At 66.4% G+C, this 17,222-nt stretch carries 13 protein-coding genes; 2 read left to right on the top strand and 11 right to left on the bottom strand.

Annotated features, from left to right (window positions below):
- Nucleotides 1-261 precede the first annotated feature (261 nt).
- From gshB to ACUTR7_RS27020, 7 genes are all read right to left on the bottom strand, one after another.
- Complete coding sequence (gene gshB / locus ACUTR7_RS27050) at nt 262-1,212, bottom strand: glutathione synthase (RefSeq protein WP_269197810.1); 951 nt, start codon at nt 1,210-1,212, stop codon at nt 262-264.
- An 80-nt stretch (nt 1,213-1,292) separates the two neighbouring features.
- Complete coding sequence (locus tag ACUTR7_RS27045; RefSeq protein WP_269197811.1) at nt 1,293-2,474, bottom strand: benzoate/H(+) symporter BenE family transporter; 1,182 nt, start codon at nt 2,472-2,474, stop codon at nt 1,293-1,295.
- 50 nt (nt 2,475-2,524) lie between these two features.
- The gene (locus tag ACUTR7_RS27040; protein ID WP_445610235.1) at nt 2,525-4,393 is read right to left on the bottom strand and encodes a potassium transporter Kup; all 1,869 of its coding nucleotides are present in this window, start codon (nt 4,391-4,393) and stop codon (nt 2,525-2,527) included.
- Nucleotides 4,394-4,490: 97 nt separating this feature from the next.
- Nucleotides 4,491-5,786 carry a glutamate--cysteine ligase gene (gshA, locus tag ACUTR7_RS27035; RefSeq protein WP_012207794.1) on the bottom strand — a complete coding sequence of 432 codons (1,296 nt, stop codon included), beginning with the start codon at nt 5,784-5,786 and terminating at the stop codon, nt 4,491-4,493.
- A gap of 81 nt (nt 5,787-5,867) precedes the next feature.
- Nucleotides 5,868-7,334, bottom strand: a complete 1,467-nt coding sequence (locus tag ACUTR7_RS27030) for a TrkH family potassium uptake protein (RefSeq protein WP_013804766.1) — start codon at nt 7,332-7,334, stop codon at nt 5,868-5,870.
- 10 nt (nt 7,335-7,344) lie between these two features.
- Nucleotides 7,345-8,802, bottom strand: coding sequence for a Trk system potassium transporter TrkA (gene trkA / locus ACUTR7_RS27025; protein ID WP_012207796.1), 1,458 nt, complete (start codon nt 8,800-8,802; stop codon nt 7,345-7,347).
- Nucleotides 8,803-8,891: 89 nt separating this feature from the next.
- Nucleotides 8,892-10,172 carry a glutamate-5-semialdehyde dehydrogenase gene (locus tag ACUTR7_RS27020; protein WP_012207797.1) on the bottom strand — a complete coding sequence of 427 codons (1,281 nt, stop codon included), beginning with the start codon at nt 10,170-10,172 and terminating at the stop codon, nt 8,892-8,894.
- A 188-nt stretch (nt 10,173-10,360) separates the two neighbouring features.
- On the opposite strand from ACUTR7_RS27020, the gene ACUTR7_RS27015 reads away from it, so the two are divergent.
- Nucleotides 10,361-10,663 (top strand): hypothetical protein, encoded by a 303-nt coding sequence (locus ACUTR7_RS27015; protein WP_013804767.1) that lies wholly within the window; start codon nt 10,361-10,363, stop codon nt 10,661-10,663.
- Nucleotides 10,664-10,672: 9 nt separating this feature from the next.
- Here ACUTR7_RS27015 and holA read toward each other — a convergent pair whose 3' ends face one another.
- The 3 genes from holA to leuS all read right to left on the bottom strand — a co-directional run bounded on the left by holA (nt 10,673) and on the right by leuS (nt 15,130).
- Nucleotides 10,673-11,725: a DNA polymerase III subunit delta gene (gene holA, locus ACUTR7_RS27010; RefSeq protein ID WP_445610234.1), complete on the bottom strand. Its 1,053-nt coding sequence runs from the start codon at nt 11,723-11,725 to the stop codon at nt 10,673-10,675.
- A gap of 5 nt (nt 11,726-11,730) precedes the next feature.
- Complete coding sequence (locus ACUTR7_RS27005; RefSeq protein WP_198819880.1) at nt 11,731-12,237, bottom strand: LPS-assembly lipoprotein LptE; 507 nt, start codon at nt 12,235-12,237, stop codon at nt 11,731-11,733.
- 157 nt (nt 12,238-12,394) lie between these two features.
- Complete coding sequence (leuS, locus tag ACUTR7_RS27000) at nt 12,395-15,130, bottom strand: leucine--tRNA ligase (protein WP_445610233.1); 2,736 nt, start codon at nt 15,128-15,130, stop codon at nt 12,395-12,397.
- Nucleotides 15,131-15,492: 362 nt separating this feature from the next.
- On the opposite strand from leuS, the gene ACUTR7_RS26995 reads away from it, so the two are divergent.
- Nucleotides 15,493-16,707, top strand: a complete 1,215-nt coding sequence (locus tag ACUTR7_RS26995; RefSeq protein WP_043783749.1) for a mechanosensitive ion channel family protein — start codon at nt 15,493-15,495, stop codon at nt 16,705-16,707.
- A 27-nt stretch (nt 16,708-16,734) separates the two neighbouring features.
- Here the strand turns inward: ACUTR7_RS26995 and ACUTR7_RS26990 are convergent, their stop codons facing one another.
- Nucleotides 16,735-17,214, bottom strand: a complete 480-nt coding sequence (locus ACUTR7_RS26990; RefSeq protein WP_071953996.1) for an ExbD/TolR family protein — start codon at nt 17,212-17,214, stop codon at nt 16,735-16,737.
- Between the last annotated feature and the right edge of the window lie 8 nt (nt 17,215-17,222).

Below are 17,222 nucleotides of genomic sequence, written 5' to 3'. Positions count from 1 at the left end.
ACTTCCGACTCGCTGCGATCAGCGAAGCCTTGAATTCTAGCACAGTTTTTAGCGTCGTTGCAATCAAATTTCTTCGATCTTCTCAACACCAGCGATCTGCATCGCTTCTCTTCAGCAGAGCCTTGCATTGTAGCACGTTTTTTGACGTTCTTGCAAAACCCTGGAAGCTTCACTTTTCAGACATTTGCATGTCATCGAGTGCAGGGGCGCAATTCTAGCACCAATCCTGGCGGATGACTGGCGTCATCCGCCAGGATTTTTTCAGGCCGTCGCCAGCGCCTGTTCCAGGGCATCGACGAAGAGGCTGGCCACGTCGCAGCCGGTCTGGTCGTAGATCTCCTGGAAGCAGGTGGGGCTGGTCACATTGATCTCGGTGATGCATTGCCCGATGACATCGACGCCCGCCAGCAACAGGCCACGCTCCATGAGGATGGGACCGATCTCCTCGGCCATGGCCTTGTCGTGCTCGCTCAGCGGCTGGGCCACGCCCTTGCCGCCCGCTGCCAGGTTGCCACGCACTTCGTTGCCCTGGGGAATGCGTGCCAGGCAATAGGGAACCGGCTTGCCTCCGATGACGAGCACACGCTTGTCGCCCTGGGTGATCTCAGGCAGGAACTTCTGCACCATGACGCTGCTGGCACCGCCCTGGTTCAGGGTTTCGATGATGCTGCCCAGGTTGCGGCCATCGGCGCCGACCCGGAAGATGCCCATGCCACCCATGCCGTCCAGCGGCTTGAGGATGATGTCCTGGTGCTCTACATGGAAGGCACGGATGTCCTGTGCACTGCGGGTGACCAGGGTGGGGCCGATGAACTGCGGGAATTCGAGGATGGCCAGCTTTTCCGGATGGTCCCGCAGCGCCCTGGGCTTGTTGAAGACCTTGGCGCCTTCACGCTCGGCCTGTTCGAGCAGGTGCGTGGAATAGAAGTATTCGGAATCGAAGGGCGGGTCCTTGCGCATAAGGATGGCGTCAAAGCCTGCCAGTTCAGCCAGCCCCTCCTGGGTTGTCTCGAACCACTGCTGCGCATCCCCCGTGAGCTGGATGTGCCGCACATGGGCGACGACCTTGCCGCCACGCTGCCAGGAAAGCTGCCTGGGTTCACAGGCCACGATGGAGTGGCCGCGCCGCTGTGCCTCCCTCATCATGGCGAAGGTGGTGTCCTTGTAGGTCTGGAACGATTCGAGCGGATCGGCAACGAAGAGGATTTGCATGGCTTGTGTGCGGAAGGCGGCGGCCCGTGCCTCGCCTATATATAGGAAGCAAAAGGGGGTGCCCGGGCCTGGGCCGCATGTCAGCTGGCCCGTGCACGTCGGTAATGTTGCACAAATAGCGCCAGGCTGCCTGCGACCACGCCCCAAAACGCCGAGCCGACTCCGGCTATCACCACGCCGCTGAGCGTGACCAGGAAGGTGATCAGCGCCGCCTCCCGGTGCTCCTCTCCCTGCAGGGCCGTGGCCAGGCCGCTGCCGATGGAGCCCAGCAGGGCCAGTCCCGCAATGCAGACCACCAGTTCCCTGGGGAAGGCGGTGAGCAGCCCTGTGACCACGGCGCCGAAGATGCCGATGACTATATAGAAGAGGCCGCAGACGGCCGCTGCCGTATAGCGGCGTGTTTTGTCCTCATGGGCCTCCGGCCCCATGCAGATGGCGGCGGTGATGGCGCTGAGGTTGAGCGCATATCCGCCAAAGGGCGCCAGCACCAGGGTGGCGATGCCGGTCATGCTGATGATGCGGGAGATGGGCAGGTTGTAGCCCGTGGCGCGGATGACGGCCACGCCGGGCAGGTTCTGCGAGGCCATGGTGACGACGAACAGGGGCAAGGCCAGGCTCACCAGGGCGGGCACGGAGAACTCGGGCATGGTGAAGACCGGCCAGGCCAGTCCGACATGCACGGCAGACCATTGCATCTGGCCGGTGAGCGCCACCCAGGCGATGGAGACCGCCAGCGTGGCGATGACCGCATAGCGCGGTGCCAGGCGGCGCGACAGCAGATAGGTCAGCAGCATGACCAGCACCAGGGGCAGCGCGTGCCTGGCGGCGGCAAAGGCCTGCATGCCGAAGTTGGCCAGTACGCCCGCCAGGAGGGCGGCAGCGATTTCCATGGGGATGCGGTTCATGACGCGCTCGAACCAGCCTGTGGCACCCACCAGGATGATCAGCCCCGCGCTGATGATGAAGGCGCCGACGGCCTCGCCCATGGAAAAGCCTCCGGCAAGCCCCGCCGTGGCCAGCACGGCAGCGCCTGGTGTGGACCAGGCGACCATGACGGGCATGCGCAGTATCAGCGAGGGCAGCAAGGAGCACAGGCCCATGCCCAGCCCCAGCGCCCAGACCCAGGAGGTGATCTGCTCGGGTGTGGCATGGAAGGCCTGGGCGGCCTGGAAGACCAGGGCCACCGAGCTGGTGAAGCCCACGAGCACGGCCACGAAGCCGGCCGCAAAGGCGGAGGGACTCAAGTCACGGAGAAAGCGCATCGCGCGATTCTGTCACCACAGTCGCGGATCGTGCGATGCGCGGGCGACGCCTACAGCTCGATCTTGGAGCCCAGCTCCACCACGGAGTTGCTGGGCAGGTGCAGGAAGTCGGAGACACGGCTGGCGTTGCGGTGCATCTGGGCGAACAGCTTTTCGCGCCAGGGCGCCATGCGGTGGCTGATGCGCGGGATGATGACATCGCGCGACAGGAAGTAGCTGGTCTCCATGGCGTCGAGCTGGCAGCCCCGGGGGCGCAACAGGGACAGCGCCACCGGCACGTCGGGTTCGTTCTTGAAGCCGTAGTTGATGATGACCTGCCAGCAGTCGCTGCCCAGGGCCTCGATCTCGGTACGCTTGTCCAGGCCTACCCAGGGAATTTCGTGGTTGCGCACCGTGACGAAGATGTTCTGGCTGTGCAGCACCTTGTTGTGCTTGAGGTTGTGCAGCAGGGCGTTGGGCACGGTGCCAGGCTCGCCGGACAGGAAGACGGCCGTGCCCGGCACCCGCGCAGGGGGATGGCGCCAGACCGATTCGAGGAAGCTCTTGAGGTCGATGGCATCGGCCTGCAGCTTTTGGTGCAGCAGCTCGCGGCCCTTGCGCCAGGTCATCATCAGCGAGAACACCGTGCCGCCGATCAGCAGCGGGAACCAGCCGCCATCGAACAGCTTGAGCAGGTTGGACGAGAAGAAGGCCAGGTCCACCAGGAAGAAGAAGCCGGTGGCGGCAATGCACAGGGCCAGCGGGTAGTTCCAGCGGTAGCGGATCACGAAGAAGGTCAGCGTGGTGGTGATCAGCATGTCCAGCGTGACCGCAATGCCGTAGGCGGCCGCCAGGTTGCCGCTGGAGCGGAACAGCACCACGGCCAGGGCAATCGCCACGAACAGGCTCCAGTTGACCAGGGGCATGTAGATCTGGCCGGCCTCGCGCACGCTGGTGTGGCGCACTTCCAGGCGCGGCAGATAGCCCAGCTGTATGACCTGGCGCGTGACGCTGAAGGCGCCCGTGATCAGGGCCTGCGAAGCGATGACCGTGGCCATGGTGGCCATCAGCACCAGGGGCAGCAGGGCCCAGGCCGGGGCCATCATGTAGAAGGGATTCTTCACGGCGGCCGGGTTGGCCAGCAGCAGCGCACCCTGGCCGAAGTAATTGAGCGTGAGGGCAGGCATGGCCACGGAGAACCAGGCCAGGCGGATGGGCTTCTTGCCGAAGTGGCCCAGGTCGGCGTAGAGCGCCTCCGCCCCGGTCACGCACAGCACGACGGCGCCCAGGATGATGAAGCTGGTGCCGGGGTTGTCCCAGATGAAGCGCACCGCGAAGTGCGGGCTGATGGCCGCCAGGATTTCCGGATGGCCGGCGATCTGGTGTATGCCCAGCGCGGCGATGGTGGCGAACCAGACCAGGGTGATGGGACCGAAAAAGCGCCCTATCCCTGCCGTGCCGTGTTTCTGGAACCAGAACAGCAGGAACAGGATGACCAGGGTCAGCGGGATCACCGCCTTGGTGAAGTGCGGGGACACCACCTCCAGGCCCTCGACGGCCGAAAGCACGGAGATGGCCGGCGTGATCACGCCGTCGCCATAGAACAGCGAGGTGCCGAAGATGCCGATGAGCAGCAGCACGCTGCGCAGGCGCGGCTTGTCCTTGACGGTCTGCGAGGCCAGGGCCAGCATGGCGACCAGGCCGCCTTCGCCGTTGTTGTCGGCGCGCAGCACCAGGACCACGTATTTGAGTGAGACGATGACCGTCAGCGTCCAGAACAGCAGCGACAGGACGCCGTAGATGTTCTCCTGGGTGAACGGCACATGGCCGGAGCCGAACACCTCCTTGACCGAATACAGCACGCTGGTGCCGATATCGCCATAGACCACGCCGATGGCGCCCAGGGTGAGCGCGGCCAACGAAGATTTGGTTTTCTGCACAGGTCTATGCGCCATCCCGTGGGGAGATGGCTTCAGTCAATTGAAATGCCGGCATTGTCCGCTGTCCTGATGACGAGCGCATCGGACAGCACCCCGATCAGTCGTAGATTTCCGCGTTGGGGTTGGTCGCCTCCAGCTCATAGCTGGCCGCCAGCATGGCGACCCGGGCCACCACGCCGTACATGTAGAAGCGATTGGGCATGCTGGCACCCGGGCGGGCGCCGATCTGGGGCAACTGGGTACTGTGCTGGAAGGCCAGCGGCACGAAGCCGGCACCGGGCGCGTTGAGGTTTTCGTCCACATCGCGCTCGGGGTGCATGCGGTAGAAGCCGCCGACCACGTAGCGGTCCATCATGTAGACCACGGGCTCGGCCACGGCGTTGTTCATGCGCTCCTGGGTGAGCACGCCTTCCTGGATGATCACGTCGTGCACGGTCTGGCCGTCCTTGATCATGCCCATCTTGTTGCGGCTCTTGCGCGGCAGCTCGGCCAGTTCCTTGGCGTCGCGCACGGTCATCACGCCCATGCCATAGGTGCCGTTGTCGGCCTTGACGATGGCAAACGGCTTTTCCTTGATGCCGTATTCCTTGTACTTGCGGCGCACCTTGGCCAGCAGCACATCGACCTGCTCGGCCAGGCCTTCCATGCCCACGCCATTGGCGAAGTCGATGCCTTCGCTGCGCCCGAACAGCGGGTTGATCAGCCAGGGATCGATGCCCAGCAGCTTGCCGAAGCGCTTGGCCACTTCCTCGTAGCTCTGGAAATGGCGGCTCTTGCGGCGCACGCTCCAGCCTGCATGCAGGGGCGGCAGCAGGTATTGCTCGTACAGCTCCTCGACGATGCCCGGCACGCCGGAGGACAGGTCGTTGTTGAGCAAGATGGTGCAGGGATCGAAATCCTTGAGGCCGATGCGGCGCTTGCTGCGGATCACCGGCTCCAGCGTCACCGTGTCGCCATGCGGCAGGGTGACGGTGGTGGTCTTCTTCACATCGGGGCTGATGGAGCCGATGCGCACATTCAGACCGGCCATGTTGAAGATGCGCTTGAGCTGCACCACGTTGGCCAAGTAATGGGTGTTGCGCGTGTGGTTCTCGGGAATGATGAGCAGGTTGCGCGCTTCGGGGCAGATCTTCTCGATCGCCGCCATGGCCGCCTGCACGGCCAGCGGCAGCATTTCGTCGGTCAGGTTGTTCCAGCCGCCAGGAAACAGGTTGGTATCCACGGGCGCGAGCTTGAAGCCGGCGTTGCGGATGTCCACCGAGCAATAGAAAGGCGGCGTGTGTTCCATCCATTCGAGCCGGAACCAGCGCTCGATCGCCGGCATGGAGTCGAGGATGCGCTGCTCAAGCTCGTTGATCGGGCCTGTCAGGGCCGTGATGAGATGTGGAACCATAAAGACCCTCTGGGTACGGCGGTGGGGGGCAATTGTAGAGATTGGACCATGGTCTAAGTGTTTTCCCTAGTCTCTTCGGCATCATCGGCGCCAGAAAGCCGGGGAAAGCAGCGCCATGAAACTGAGGATTTCCAGGCGCCCCAGCAGCATGGCCAGGGTGCAGATCCAGGTCTGGAAGTCGGTGAGCACAGCATAGTTGGAGCTCGGACCCAGCGCGCCCAGGCCCGGCCCCATGCAGTGCACGCTGGCCAGCACGGCGGAAAAGGCGGTCACCGGGTCCAGGTCGGTGAGCAGCAGCACCATGCTGAGCGTGATCACGGTGGCGCCATAGACCAGCATGAAGGCCAGCACCGAGAAGATCATGCGGTCGTCCACCACGCCGTTGCCCAGCCGCACGGGCTGCATGGCGCGCGGGTGCACGAGCCGCGTGAGCTCGCGCCGCGCCTGCTTGAGCAGGATGAGCATGCGCACCATCTTGATGCCGCCACCCGTGGAGCCCGCGCTGGTGGCCACGCCCGACAGCAGCAGCATGAGCACGGGCGCGAAGACGGGCCAGCTCAGGTAGTCGACGGTGGTGAAGCCCGTGGTCGTGGCCACCGAGACCACGTGGAAGATGCCATAGCGCAGCGCCTCGACAGGCCCGTACACGCCCTTGGCCCACAGCAGCAGCGCGACGATGAGCCCGCCGCCCAGCAGCACGGCCAGGGTGGCGCGCATTTCGGGGTCGCGCCAGAAGCCGTCCCAGCGGCCCTTGCGCATGGCCACGAAGTACAGCGCGAAGTTGCAGCTGGCCAGCAGCATGAAGACCAGGGCGATCAGCTCGATCAGCGGCGAGTCGAAGTAGGCGAAGCTGGCGTCATGCGAGGACAGGCCGCCCAGGCTCACCGTGGCGAACATGTGCATCAGCGCATCCAGCGGCTCCATGCCCGCGGCCCAGAAGGCCAGTGCACAGGCCAGCGAGAACACGCCGTAGACGCCCCACAGGCCCTTGGCGGTCTCGGTCATGCGCGGCGTCAGCTTGGTGTCCTTGATGGGGCCGGCGGCCTCGGCGCGGAACAGCTGGGCACCGCCCACGCCCAGCAGCGGCAGGATGGCTACGGCCAGGATCAGGATGCCCATGCCGCCCAGCCATTGCAGGAAGGTGCGCCAGACGTTGATGGACACGGGCAATGCATCCAGCCCCGTGAGCACGGTGGCGCCCGTCGTCGTCAGGCCCGAGACGGCCTCGAAATAGGCATGGGTGAAGCTGATGCTCAGGCCCACATGGCCCAGGCCCAGCACCAGGGGCAGCATGGCGCACAGCGGCAGCACCACCCAGACCAGGGTAACGAGGATGACGCCGTGGCGCGGCTGCAGCTCGCGCCGGAAATGGTCCAGGCCTACCCACAGCGACAGCCCCGCCGCCGCCGTGATGCCGATGGCCCAGGGGTAGATGCGCCAGATGCCGTCGTCGGCAAACCAGGACACGGCAAAGGGCAGCAGCATGGACAGCGCGAACATGACCATGAGCATGCCAAGCACGCGCAGGACGGGGAACAGGTCGCGCATGGGTATGGGCTCAGAAGAAGGTGGCGCTGACGCGGAACAGGTTTTCCACGTCCCGCACCAGCCGCTTGTGGGGCAGGAAGAAGACCACGTGGTCGCCGCTCTCGATCACGGTGTTGCCGCGCGGGATGATGACCTCGGGCTCGGCACCGGCCGCGATCTCGTCGGCCGGCACGCCTTCGGGAATGCCGCGCACGATGAGGCCGATGTGCGCATCCTCGGGCACGCGCAGGTCCTCGACCTTGCGGCCGACCACGCGCGAGCTCTTGCGGTCGCCGCGCGCCACGATCTCCAGCGCCTCGGCCACGCCCCGGCGCAGGCTGTGCACGGCCTGCACGTCGCCGCGGCGCACATAGGCCAGCAGCTCGCCGAGCATGGCCTGGGCCGGCGACAGCGCAATGTCGATCTGCGTGCCGTGCATCAGGTCGGCATAGGCGCGCCGCGTGATCAGCGAGAGCACGCGCCGCGCGCCCATGCGCTTGCCCAGCAGGCTGGCCATGATGTTGTTCTCGTCGTCGTCGGTGAGGGCCAGGAACAGGTCCACGTCCTCCACGCTTTCATCGGCCAGCAGGTCCTCGTCGGTGGCATCGCCGTGCAGCACCAGCACCTCGGCCGGCAGCAGCGAGGCCAGGTCCTGGCAGCGCTGCTCGTCGGGCTCGATGATCTTGATGTGAAAGCGGCCCGGCACGCGCGACAGCTGCAGCGCCAGGCGCAGGCTGACCTGGTCGCCACCGGCGATCATGATGCGGTAGACAGGGCGCGATGGCCGGCCCGCGGGCTGGTGGATGGCGCGCAGCACCTCGGCCACATGCTCGCGCGCGGCCAGGATGAAGACTTCGTCGCCGGGCTCGATGCGGGTGTTGCCGTCGCAGCGCACGAAACGGTCGGGCTCCTCCAGGAAACGCCGGTAGATGGCCACGATGCGCATGGCCAGCTCGGGCATGCAGTCGCGCAGCTCGCCGATGTGCTTGCCGACGGCGGGGGCGCCGTCGCGCGCACGCACCGAGGCCAGCGCGGCGCGTCCGCCCGCGAAGGCGCGCACCTGCATGGCTTCGGGGAACTCGATGAGCTTGCTGATGTAGTTGGTCAGCGACTCCTCGGGGCAGATGATGCGGTCCACGCCGAAGCCTTCCTTGCCCAGCAGCGTCTCGTCATCGCCAAAGCCCGAGGAGCGCACGCGCGCGATGCGGGTGGGAATCTCGAACAGCACCTGGGCCAGCTTGCAGCACACCAGGTTGGTTTCGTCGAGCGCGGCGCAGGCGATCAGCAGGTCCGTGTCCTTGGCTCCGGCCTCGGCCAGCACCTGGGGATCGATACCGTTGCCCACGACGCCGCGCAGGTCGAACCGCGACTCCAGCTCGCGCAGGCGACGCGCATCGGTGTCGATCACCGTGATGTCGTTGCGTTCGGACACCAGGCTTTCGGCCACGCTGTAGCCCACACGGCCAGCGCCAAGAATGATGATTTTCATGGGTTCATTGCGGTGCTGCGGTGCCGGCGCGGGGCATCCCGGCGCGGGGCGTCCCGGCCGGGTGCCTGCCGGCGCGCAGCACGGTCCGGTCAGGTGCGGACTTCGCCTTCACCCAGCACCACGTATTTGAGCGAGGTGAGACCTTCGATGCCCACAGGACCACGCGCATGGAACTTGTCGGTGCTGATGCCGATTTCCGCGCCCAGGCCGTACTCGAAGCCATCGGCAAAGCGCGTGCTGGCATTGACCATGACGCTGGCCGAGTCCACCTCGCGCAGAAAGCGCTGGGCATGCATGTGGTCGCGAGTGAGGATGGCATCCGTGTGGTGGCTGGAGTAGCGGTTGATGTGGGCGATGGCTTCGTCCACACCCGCGACGATCTTGACGCTGATGATGGGCGCCAGGTATTCCTCGCTCCAGTCCTGCTCGGTGGCCTCGGCCAGCTGGGCACCGGCCACGGACTTCAGGATGGCCAGCGATTCGGGGCAGCCGCGCATCTCGACCCCCTTGGCGGCGTAGATGGCGCCGATCTGCGGCAGGAACTCGGCGGCCACGCCGCGCGCCACCAGCAGGCTCTCGCTGGCGTTGCAGGGGCTGTACTTGTTGGTCTTGGCGTTGTCGGCCACCTTGACGGCCATGGCGATGTCGCAGGGATCATCGACATAGGTGTGGCAATTGCCGTCCAGGTGCTTGATGACGGGCACCTTGGCCTCGCGGCTGATGCGCTCGATCAGGCCCTTGCCGCCGCGCGGGATGATGACGTCCACGTAGTCGGGCATTGCGATGAGCTGGCCCACGGCCTCGCGGTCCGTGGTCTGCACCAGCTGCACGCCGTGCTCGGGCAGGCCGGCCTCGGCCAGTGCCCTGGCCACGAGGGCGGCCAGTGCCTTGTTGGAGTCGATGGCTTCCGAGCCGCCGCGCAGAATGCAGGCGTTGCCGCTCTTGATGCTGAGGCTGGCCGCCTCGATGGTCACGTTGGGGCGGCTCTCGTAGATCATGCCGAACACGCCGATCGGCACGCGCATCTGGCCCACGCGGATGCCGCTGGGCATTTGCTTCATGCCGATGATCTCGCCGATCACGTCGGCCATGGATGCCAGCTGCTCGCAGCCCTGGGCACAGGTTTCAAGCACCTTGGGCGTCAGGCGCAGGCGGTCCACCATGGGAGCGGACAGGCCGTTGGCCACGGCGCGGTCGAGGTCACGGGCGTTGTCGGTCTGCAACGGCTCCACGTTCTCCCGCAGCAGGCGCGCCAGCGCCAGCAGGGCGCGGCTTTTGACGGCAGCCGAGGCTCGGGCCATCTGGGCGGAGGCCACTTTGGCCTGAACGCCCAGGTTGTGGGTGTATTCGACGATATTGAGCGCGTTCATTCCGAGATTCTCGCCGAGTTGCGCCCATTTGCGCACCGGGACCGGGCATGCCCCGCGCCGACATGCGGCTGCGATGCGGCGGGGATGCGTCTGCGCACGGCCGCCAGAGGGCAAACCCCGCGTTGCGGCGGCCGGCAGGATGTCGCGGCCACCCTACACTGCTGCCCAGTACGCAGAGGTTTCCCGCCATGTCCACCAGCCACGACACTCTTCTCGCCGCCCAGCAGCTCGCCCAGCTGCATGCCGGCTTCGCCCAACTGGCACAGCAGCAGCTGTCGGCCGCCGTGCTCGGACAGCAGGCCAGGGCCTCGTCGGAGTTGCTGCAGGCCCTGCCGCCGCGCTACGGCGAAGTGCTGCTCAATCTGCTGGACCGACTGGAGTCCAGCGCGCTGTTCAGCGAGGAAAGCTGCTCCTTCAGCCAGAAGGACCTGCTGGACAACCTTGAGACCTGGGCCACCAAGGCCCAGGCGCAGCTGGAAAAGACGCGCTAGAACGGTACGTCAGCCCTTGGCGCCGGCCTGGGCCAAGTCCACGGCCAGGCGGCGCAGGGCCTGCCAGCCGTCGCGCGGCCAGCCTTCGAAGGCCAGGCCCTTGACGATGCCGTCCACCGCGTGGGCCGATTGCAGCAGGCGCGCGGCCTGGGCGTCGGTGATGCGCGGCAGCAGGCGCTCGAACAAGCGTTCCTTGACGCCCCAGATGCGCTGGGCGCGCAGCGCCATCGGCAGGGGCTGGCCTGCGGCCATGGCGTCCCTCACGCGGCAGATGGCGCGGATGTCCTCGGCCAGGGTCCAGTGCACCAGCACCTCGGCCGTGCCTTCGGCCTGCAGGCCATCGAGCATGCGCGAGACGCGCGACAGCTGCCCGCCCAGCACGGCCTCCGACAGCTTGAAAACGTCGTAGCGCGCCACATTGAGCACGGCCTGCTCGATCTGGGCCTGGCTCAGTTCACCTTCGGGATGCAACAGCGCCAGCTTCTGGATTTCCTGGTGCGCGGCCAGCAGGTTGCCTTCGACGCGGTCGGCAAAGAACTGCAGCGTGCGCTGCCCTTCCTCGCCGGGTGCGACGCGCTGGCCCTGGGCCGCCAGCCGCTGGGCAATCCAGGCCGGCAACTGGGCGCGCTCAATGGGATCGATCTGCAGCGTCATGCCCTGGGCCTCCAGCGCGCTGAACCAGGCCCCCGTCTTGGTGGCCTTGTCCAGGCGCGGCAGCAGGACCAGGGTGAGCGTGCTGTCGTTGCCCCGCGCGGACTCGGCGATCTGCTGCAGCGCGGCGCCGCCGTCCTTGCCGGGCTTGCCCGAGGGAATGCGGATCTCGACGATCTGCCGGTCGGCGAACAGCGACAGCGAGCCACCGGCCGCCAGCACGGCGCTCCAGTCGAAATGCGCGCCGGCCACGGTATAGCTGCTGCGCTCGGTATAGCCGGCCGCGCGCGCCGCGGCGCGGATGGCGTCGGCCGCCTCCTGCTGCTGCAGCGGCTCGTCGCCGTGCAGCACATAGAGCGGGCGCAGGCCCTTGGCCAGATGGCCGCCAAGCTGGTTCAGGGCAAGCTGCATGGAACTCAGGTCAGGCTCTTGACGGCGGCCAGGCGGCGCAGCAACTGCTGCACGATGTCGGTGCGCATGTCCTTGTAGAGCATGGCCTCCTCGGCTTCCTTGGACAGCGCGTTGGTTTCGTTGTACGTCACATCGCGCTGCTGCAGGATTTCGGTCTCGGGAATCGGCTCGTCGCCATTGGGCGTGCGCAGCTTGAAGCGCACGCGCAGGCGCAGCTGCAACTCGCGCACCTGGCCCAGCGCGTTCATGCCGACGATGACCCGCTCCTGCCGCTCGCTGACGATCTGGAAGATCGCTTCGGCATCGTCGGGCGATGCCGGATCGCGCAGCACGGTCAGCTTGTCGCTGGCACTGGCCAGATTGCGCGACAGCTCCCGCGCTATCGGAGAGCCCCGGCCCGCCTGGATGTAGAGCGAGCGGAACACGAAGGTCGGCACCCCCCGCAGGCGAAAGCCGCAGGCCCCCAGCAGCGGAGCCAGGGCCAGGGCGGTGAGCAGGGTACGTTTTTGCATATCAGTTCTCCAAGGCGCTTGCGCCACTCACAGCCCTTGCAACGGTCGCGCCCAAAGCGAGGGACACCGAGCAAGGGCCGCCCCGCAGCGAGGGTGTCGTCCCCCCCGCGAAGCGAGAGGGGGAAGGCGCGCAGCGCCTCAGGGGGCATGCCATGGCCTAGACCACGACGTTGACTAGGCGGCCAGGCACCACGATCACCTTCTTGGGCACGGCACCGTTGGTGAACTTCTGGCATTCCTCGTTGGCCAGGGCAATGCGCTCGATCTCGGCCTTGTCGGCCGTCGAGGACACCAGGATGGCCCCGCGCAGCTTGCCGTTGACCTGCAGCACCAGAGAGATCTCGTCCTGCACCAGAGCCTGGGGATCGACCTGGGGCCAGGGCGCATCCAGCACGTCGCCCAGGTGGGCGGCGTAGCCCAGCTCGCTCCACAGCGCATGGGCCAGGTGGGGCGTGGCCGGGTAGAGCACGCGCAGCAGGATGCCGAAGCCTTCGATCAGCGCCACCTGGGCGCCCGCGTCGTCGAAGGACTTGAAGTCCTCCAGCGCGTTGATCATCTTCATGGCGCCCGAGACCACGGTGTTGTACTGCATGCGCTGGTAGTCGTATTCCACCTGCTTGAGCACGGTGTGGATCTCCAGGCGCAGGGACTTGGCGGCCTTGCCGAACTCCACGTCGTCCAGCGACTTGGCGCCGGCCACGCTTTGCACGGCACCGGCCATGTCCATCTGCGACAGCTTGGCGCCGAAGTTGTAGACGCGGCGCAGGAAGCGGTAGCTGCCTTCGACAGCGGCATCGTTCCACTCCAGCGTCAGCTCGGGCGGCGCGGTGAACATGGTGTACAGGCGCGCGGTGTCGGCGCCGTACTTCTCGATCAGCTCCTGCGGATCGATGCCGTTGTTCTTGGACTTGGACATGGTGCCCACGCCCTCGTAGTCGATGTCCGTGCCCACGGGCAGCAGGCCATCGGCGCTGTCCACCTCGGCCTTGAGCTTGGCGCCCACGATCTTGCCGGTCTCGTCGAACACATGCTCGACATCCTTGGGCCAGAAGTACTCCTTGGCACCCTTGGCCGTGCGGCGGCTGTAGATGTGGTTGAGCACCATGCCCTGGGTCAGCAGCTTGGTGAAGGGCTCATCGACCTTGACCAGGCCCAGGTCACGCATGACCTTGGTCCAGAAGCGCGCGTACAGCAGGTGCAGGATGGCGTGCTCGATGCCGCCGATGTACTGGTCCATGCCGCTGCCGCCGGTGGCGGCATTCTGGTCCCGCATCCAGTACTCGGCACCTTCCGCCACCATCTGCTCGCTGTTCCTGGCGTCGCAATAGCGCATGAAGTACCAGGACGAGTCCACGAAGGTGTCCATGGTGTCGGTCTCGCGACGCGCGCTCTTGCCGCAGCAAGGGCAGACCACGCCGGCGTGGAAGGCTTCGCTCTTGATCAGGGGGTTGCCCGAGCCATCGGGCACCAGGTCCTGGGGCAGGACCACGGGCAGGTCCTTGGCGGGCACGGGCTGGGCGCCGCAGTCCTCGCAGTGGATGATGGGAATCGGCGTGCCCCAGTAGCGCTGGCGGCTCACACCCCAGTCGCGCAGGCGCCAGGTGGTTTTCTTCTCGCCAAGGCCCTTGGCGGCCAGCAGTTCGGCCACCTTGTCCACGGCCGCCACATGGGGCAGGCCGTCGAGTTCGCCGGAATCGATGCAGACAGCGCGCTGCTTGTCGCCGTACGAGTCGGCCCATGTCTCGGTGCTGAAGGTCTCGCCTTCGACCGCGATGACCTGGCGGATGGCGATGCCGTACTTCTTCGCAAAGGCGAAGTCGCGCTCGTCATGCGCGGGCACGCCCATGACGGCGCCGTCGCCGTAGCTCATGAGCACGTAGTTGCCGACCCAGACCTCGACCTGGGCGCCCGTCAGCGGATGCGTGACGAACAGGCCCGTGGGCAGGCCTTCCTTTTCCTTGACCGCGAGTTCGGCCTCGGTGGTGCCGCCCTTCTTGCACTCTTCGATGAAGGCGGCCAGCTTGGGGCTCGTGGCGGCGGCGTGCAGGGCCAGCGGATGCTCGGGCGCCACGGCGCAGAACGTCACGCCCATGATGGTGTCGGCACGCGTGGTGAACACGTACAGGCGGCCGTCCTGGATGGGCTGGCCGTCGGCGCCACGGATGTCGTGGGTGAACGCAAAGCGTACGCCGGAGCTCTTGCCGATCCAGTTTTCCTGCATCAGGCGGACTTTTTCAGGCCAGCCGGTCAGCGTGGCCTTGTCGCCGCCCACCTGGACATGGTCCAGCAGTTCCTGGGCGTAGTCGGTGATCTTCAGGTAGTAGCCGGGGATTTCGCGCTTTTCGACCGGCGCGCCCGTGCGCCAGCCGCGGCCGTCGATGACCTGCTCGTTCGCCAGCACGGTCTGGTCCACCGGGTCCCAGTTCACGACCTGGGTCTTGCGGTAGGCAATGCCCTTTTCCAGCATCTTCAGGAACAGCCACTGGTTCCACTTGTAGTAGTCGGGGTCGCAGGTGGCGATCTCGCGGCTCCAGTCGATGGCCAGCCCCATCGCCTGCATCTGCTTTTTCATGTAGGCGATGTTGTCGTAGGTCCACTGCGCGGGCGGCACCTTGTTCTTGAGCGCAGCGTTCTCGGCCGGCAGGCCGAAGGCGTCCCAGCCCATGGGCATGAGGACGTTGTAGCCCTTCATGCGCAGCTGGCGCGTCAGCATGTCGTTGATGGTGTAGTTGCGCACATGGCCCATGTGCAGCTTGCCGCTGGGGTAGGGCAGCATGGAGCAGGCGTAGAACTTGGGCTTGGCCTGGTCTTCGGTCACGCGGTAAGCGTCGCGGGCGGACCAGTGGTCTTGCGCTGCGCGCTCAACGTCGATGTGGTTGTATTTCTCTTGCATGGTGCTGCGGCCCAGGGGCCTGACAAGGTGGATTGCCGGAATCAACCGGCGATTTTAGGCCCCCGGCCCGGCCGTGCCCGAAGCCGCCCACAAGCCCGCAGGCGGTACTGCGTCATCGGCGGCCGCTTGCCCGCCTGTGGCACGGGGAAAAGCCGCACTGCGTATGCTTGCCAGCTCTGCGGCGCCATGCCGCAGGCGTTCCTCCATCGCCAGCCCGGGCTTGCGCAGGAACCGATGCGCATCTCCCGGGCATGCCGCCACTGCGCGCGGCCTCATGGTGCCGGCCGCAGGCAGGCCGGCACTGCAACGCCCTGGAGTTTTTCTTGCTGAACTGGTCTTTGATTTCCGGCTGGGATCCCGTCATGCAGGCCCTGGCCGCGCTGTGTGCGCTGGTGCTGCTGGCCCGCTCGGCGGGGTTTGTCGTGCAATGGCTGCTGCTGCGCGTGCTTCCGCGCATGCGCAGCACGCTGGTGGAGATGGAATGGGCGCAGGTGCTGCTGCACGACAGCGTGCTGCAGCGGCTGGCCAAGGCCGTGCCTTCGCTGGTCATGCAGTCGGGCGTGCAGGCCATACCGCAGCTGCAGCCGCAGTGGGCCACGCTGATCCTGAACCTGGCCATCGCCTGCACCATCTACCACGTGGCCCGCGTGATCAGCGCCCTGCTCAACGCCATGAACGAGGCGCACGAGCTCAAGGAAGAGCGCAAGGCCACGCAGGCCCACTCGATCAAGAGCTATGTGCAGCTGGGCAAGCTGCTGGTGTTCCTGATCGCCATCGTGCTCATCGTCGCCACCCTGGTGGACCGCTCGCCGCTGTTGCTGCTGTCGGGCCTGGGCGCGGCCTCGGCCGTGCTGATGCTGATCTTCAAGGACACCATCATGTCCTTCGTGGCCGGCGTGCAGCTGGGCTCCAACGACATGCTGCGCGTGGGCGACTGGATAGAGATGCCCCAGGTCGGCGCCGATGGCTTCGTGATCGACATCGCGCTGCACACGGTGAAGGTGCAAAACTGGGACAAGACCATCACCACCATTCCCACCTGGCGGCTGATGAGCGACAGCTACAAGAACTGGCGCGGCATGTTCGAGTCGGGCGGGCGCCGCATCCGCCGCTCGCTGCACATAGACGCCCACACCATCCGCCTGCTGACGCCCGAGCAGCGGCAGAAACTGGCGCTGCTGGAGCCCCTGAAGGACCATTGGACCCGCAGCGGCGACCTGCGCATGGCCGACGCGCCTGCAGGCAGCGAGATGGCCGCGCAGCAACTCAGCAATCTGGCCGTTTTCAAGGCCTATGCATACGCCTACCTGCTGCGCCATCCGCACATCCACAAGACGCCGAACATGTTTTTGCTGGTGCGCACCATGGAGCCTTCGCCCATGGGGGTGCCGCTGGAGCTGTTTTGCTACACCAGCACCACGGTCTGGGTGGAGTACGAGGCCATACAGGGCGCGATCTTCGACCACCTGATCGGCATGCTGCCGCTGTTCGGGCTCAGCCTGTACCAGCGTTCCTCGGACCATGGCCAGCATCTGCGGCTGGCGGGCAGCGAGCGCTGGCCCGAAGGGCAGGAATAGGTTCGCGGGCGCAGGCCCGGAGGCGTTTCAGCGCCCGGCGCCGGAGGGGCCCAGGACGGCGGCGGACCGGCCCTGCTGGCTTCGCGCAGGCTCTGCCACGAAGCCCATGCGCGTCAGGCCCGCCGCGTGGGCCCAGCCCATGAGCTCGGCCACGCGGCCATAGGGCACGGCCTGGTCGGCACGCAATTGCAACTCGGCCTGGGGATTGCGGGCGCCAAGCCGGGCCAGGCGCTCGCGCAGCGCCTCGGGCGTGGTGGGCTGGCCCTGCACCCAGAGCGCGCCCTGCGCATCGACCTCCAGCAGCAGCGCATCGTCCTCGCCCGCCGCCGCCATGGGCTGGGTGCCCTGGGCCTGGGGCAATTGCACGCGCAGGGAGGCGGCCAGCATGGGCGCCGCAAGAATGAAGATGACCACCAGCACCAGCATCACGTCCACCAGCGGGGTGACGTTGATGGCGTGCATGGGCTGGGGGGCGCTCTCCTTGCCGCTCAGTCGTCCGAAGGCCATGTGCGCTC

This window comes from Delftia sp. NA_296.1, from assembly GCF_052692095.1.
Note: the sequence above shows the minus strand (reverse complement) of the source record. Positions and strands in the feature narration are given on the sequence as shown.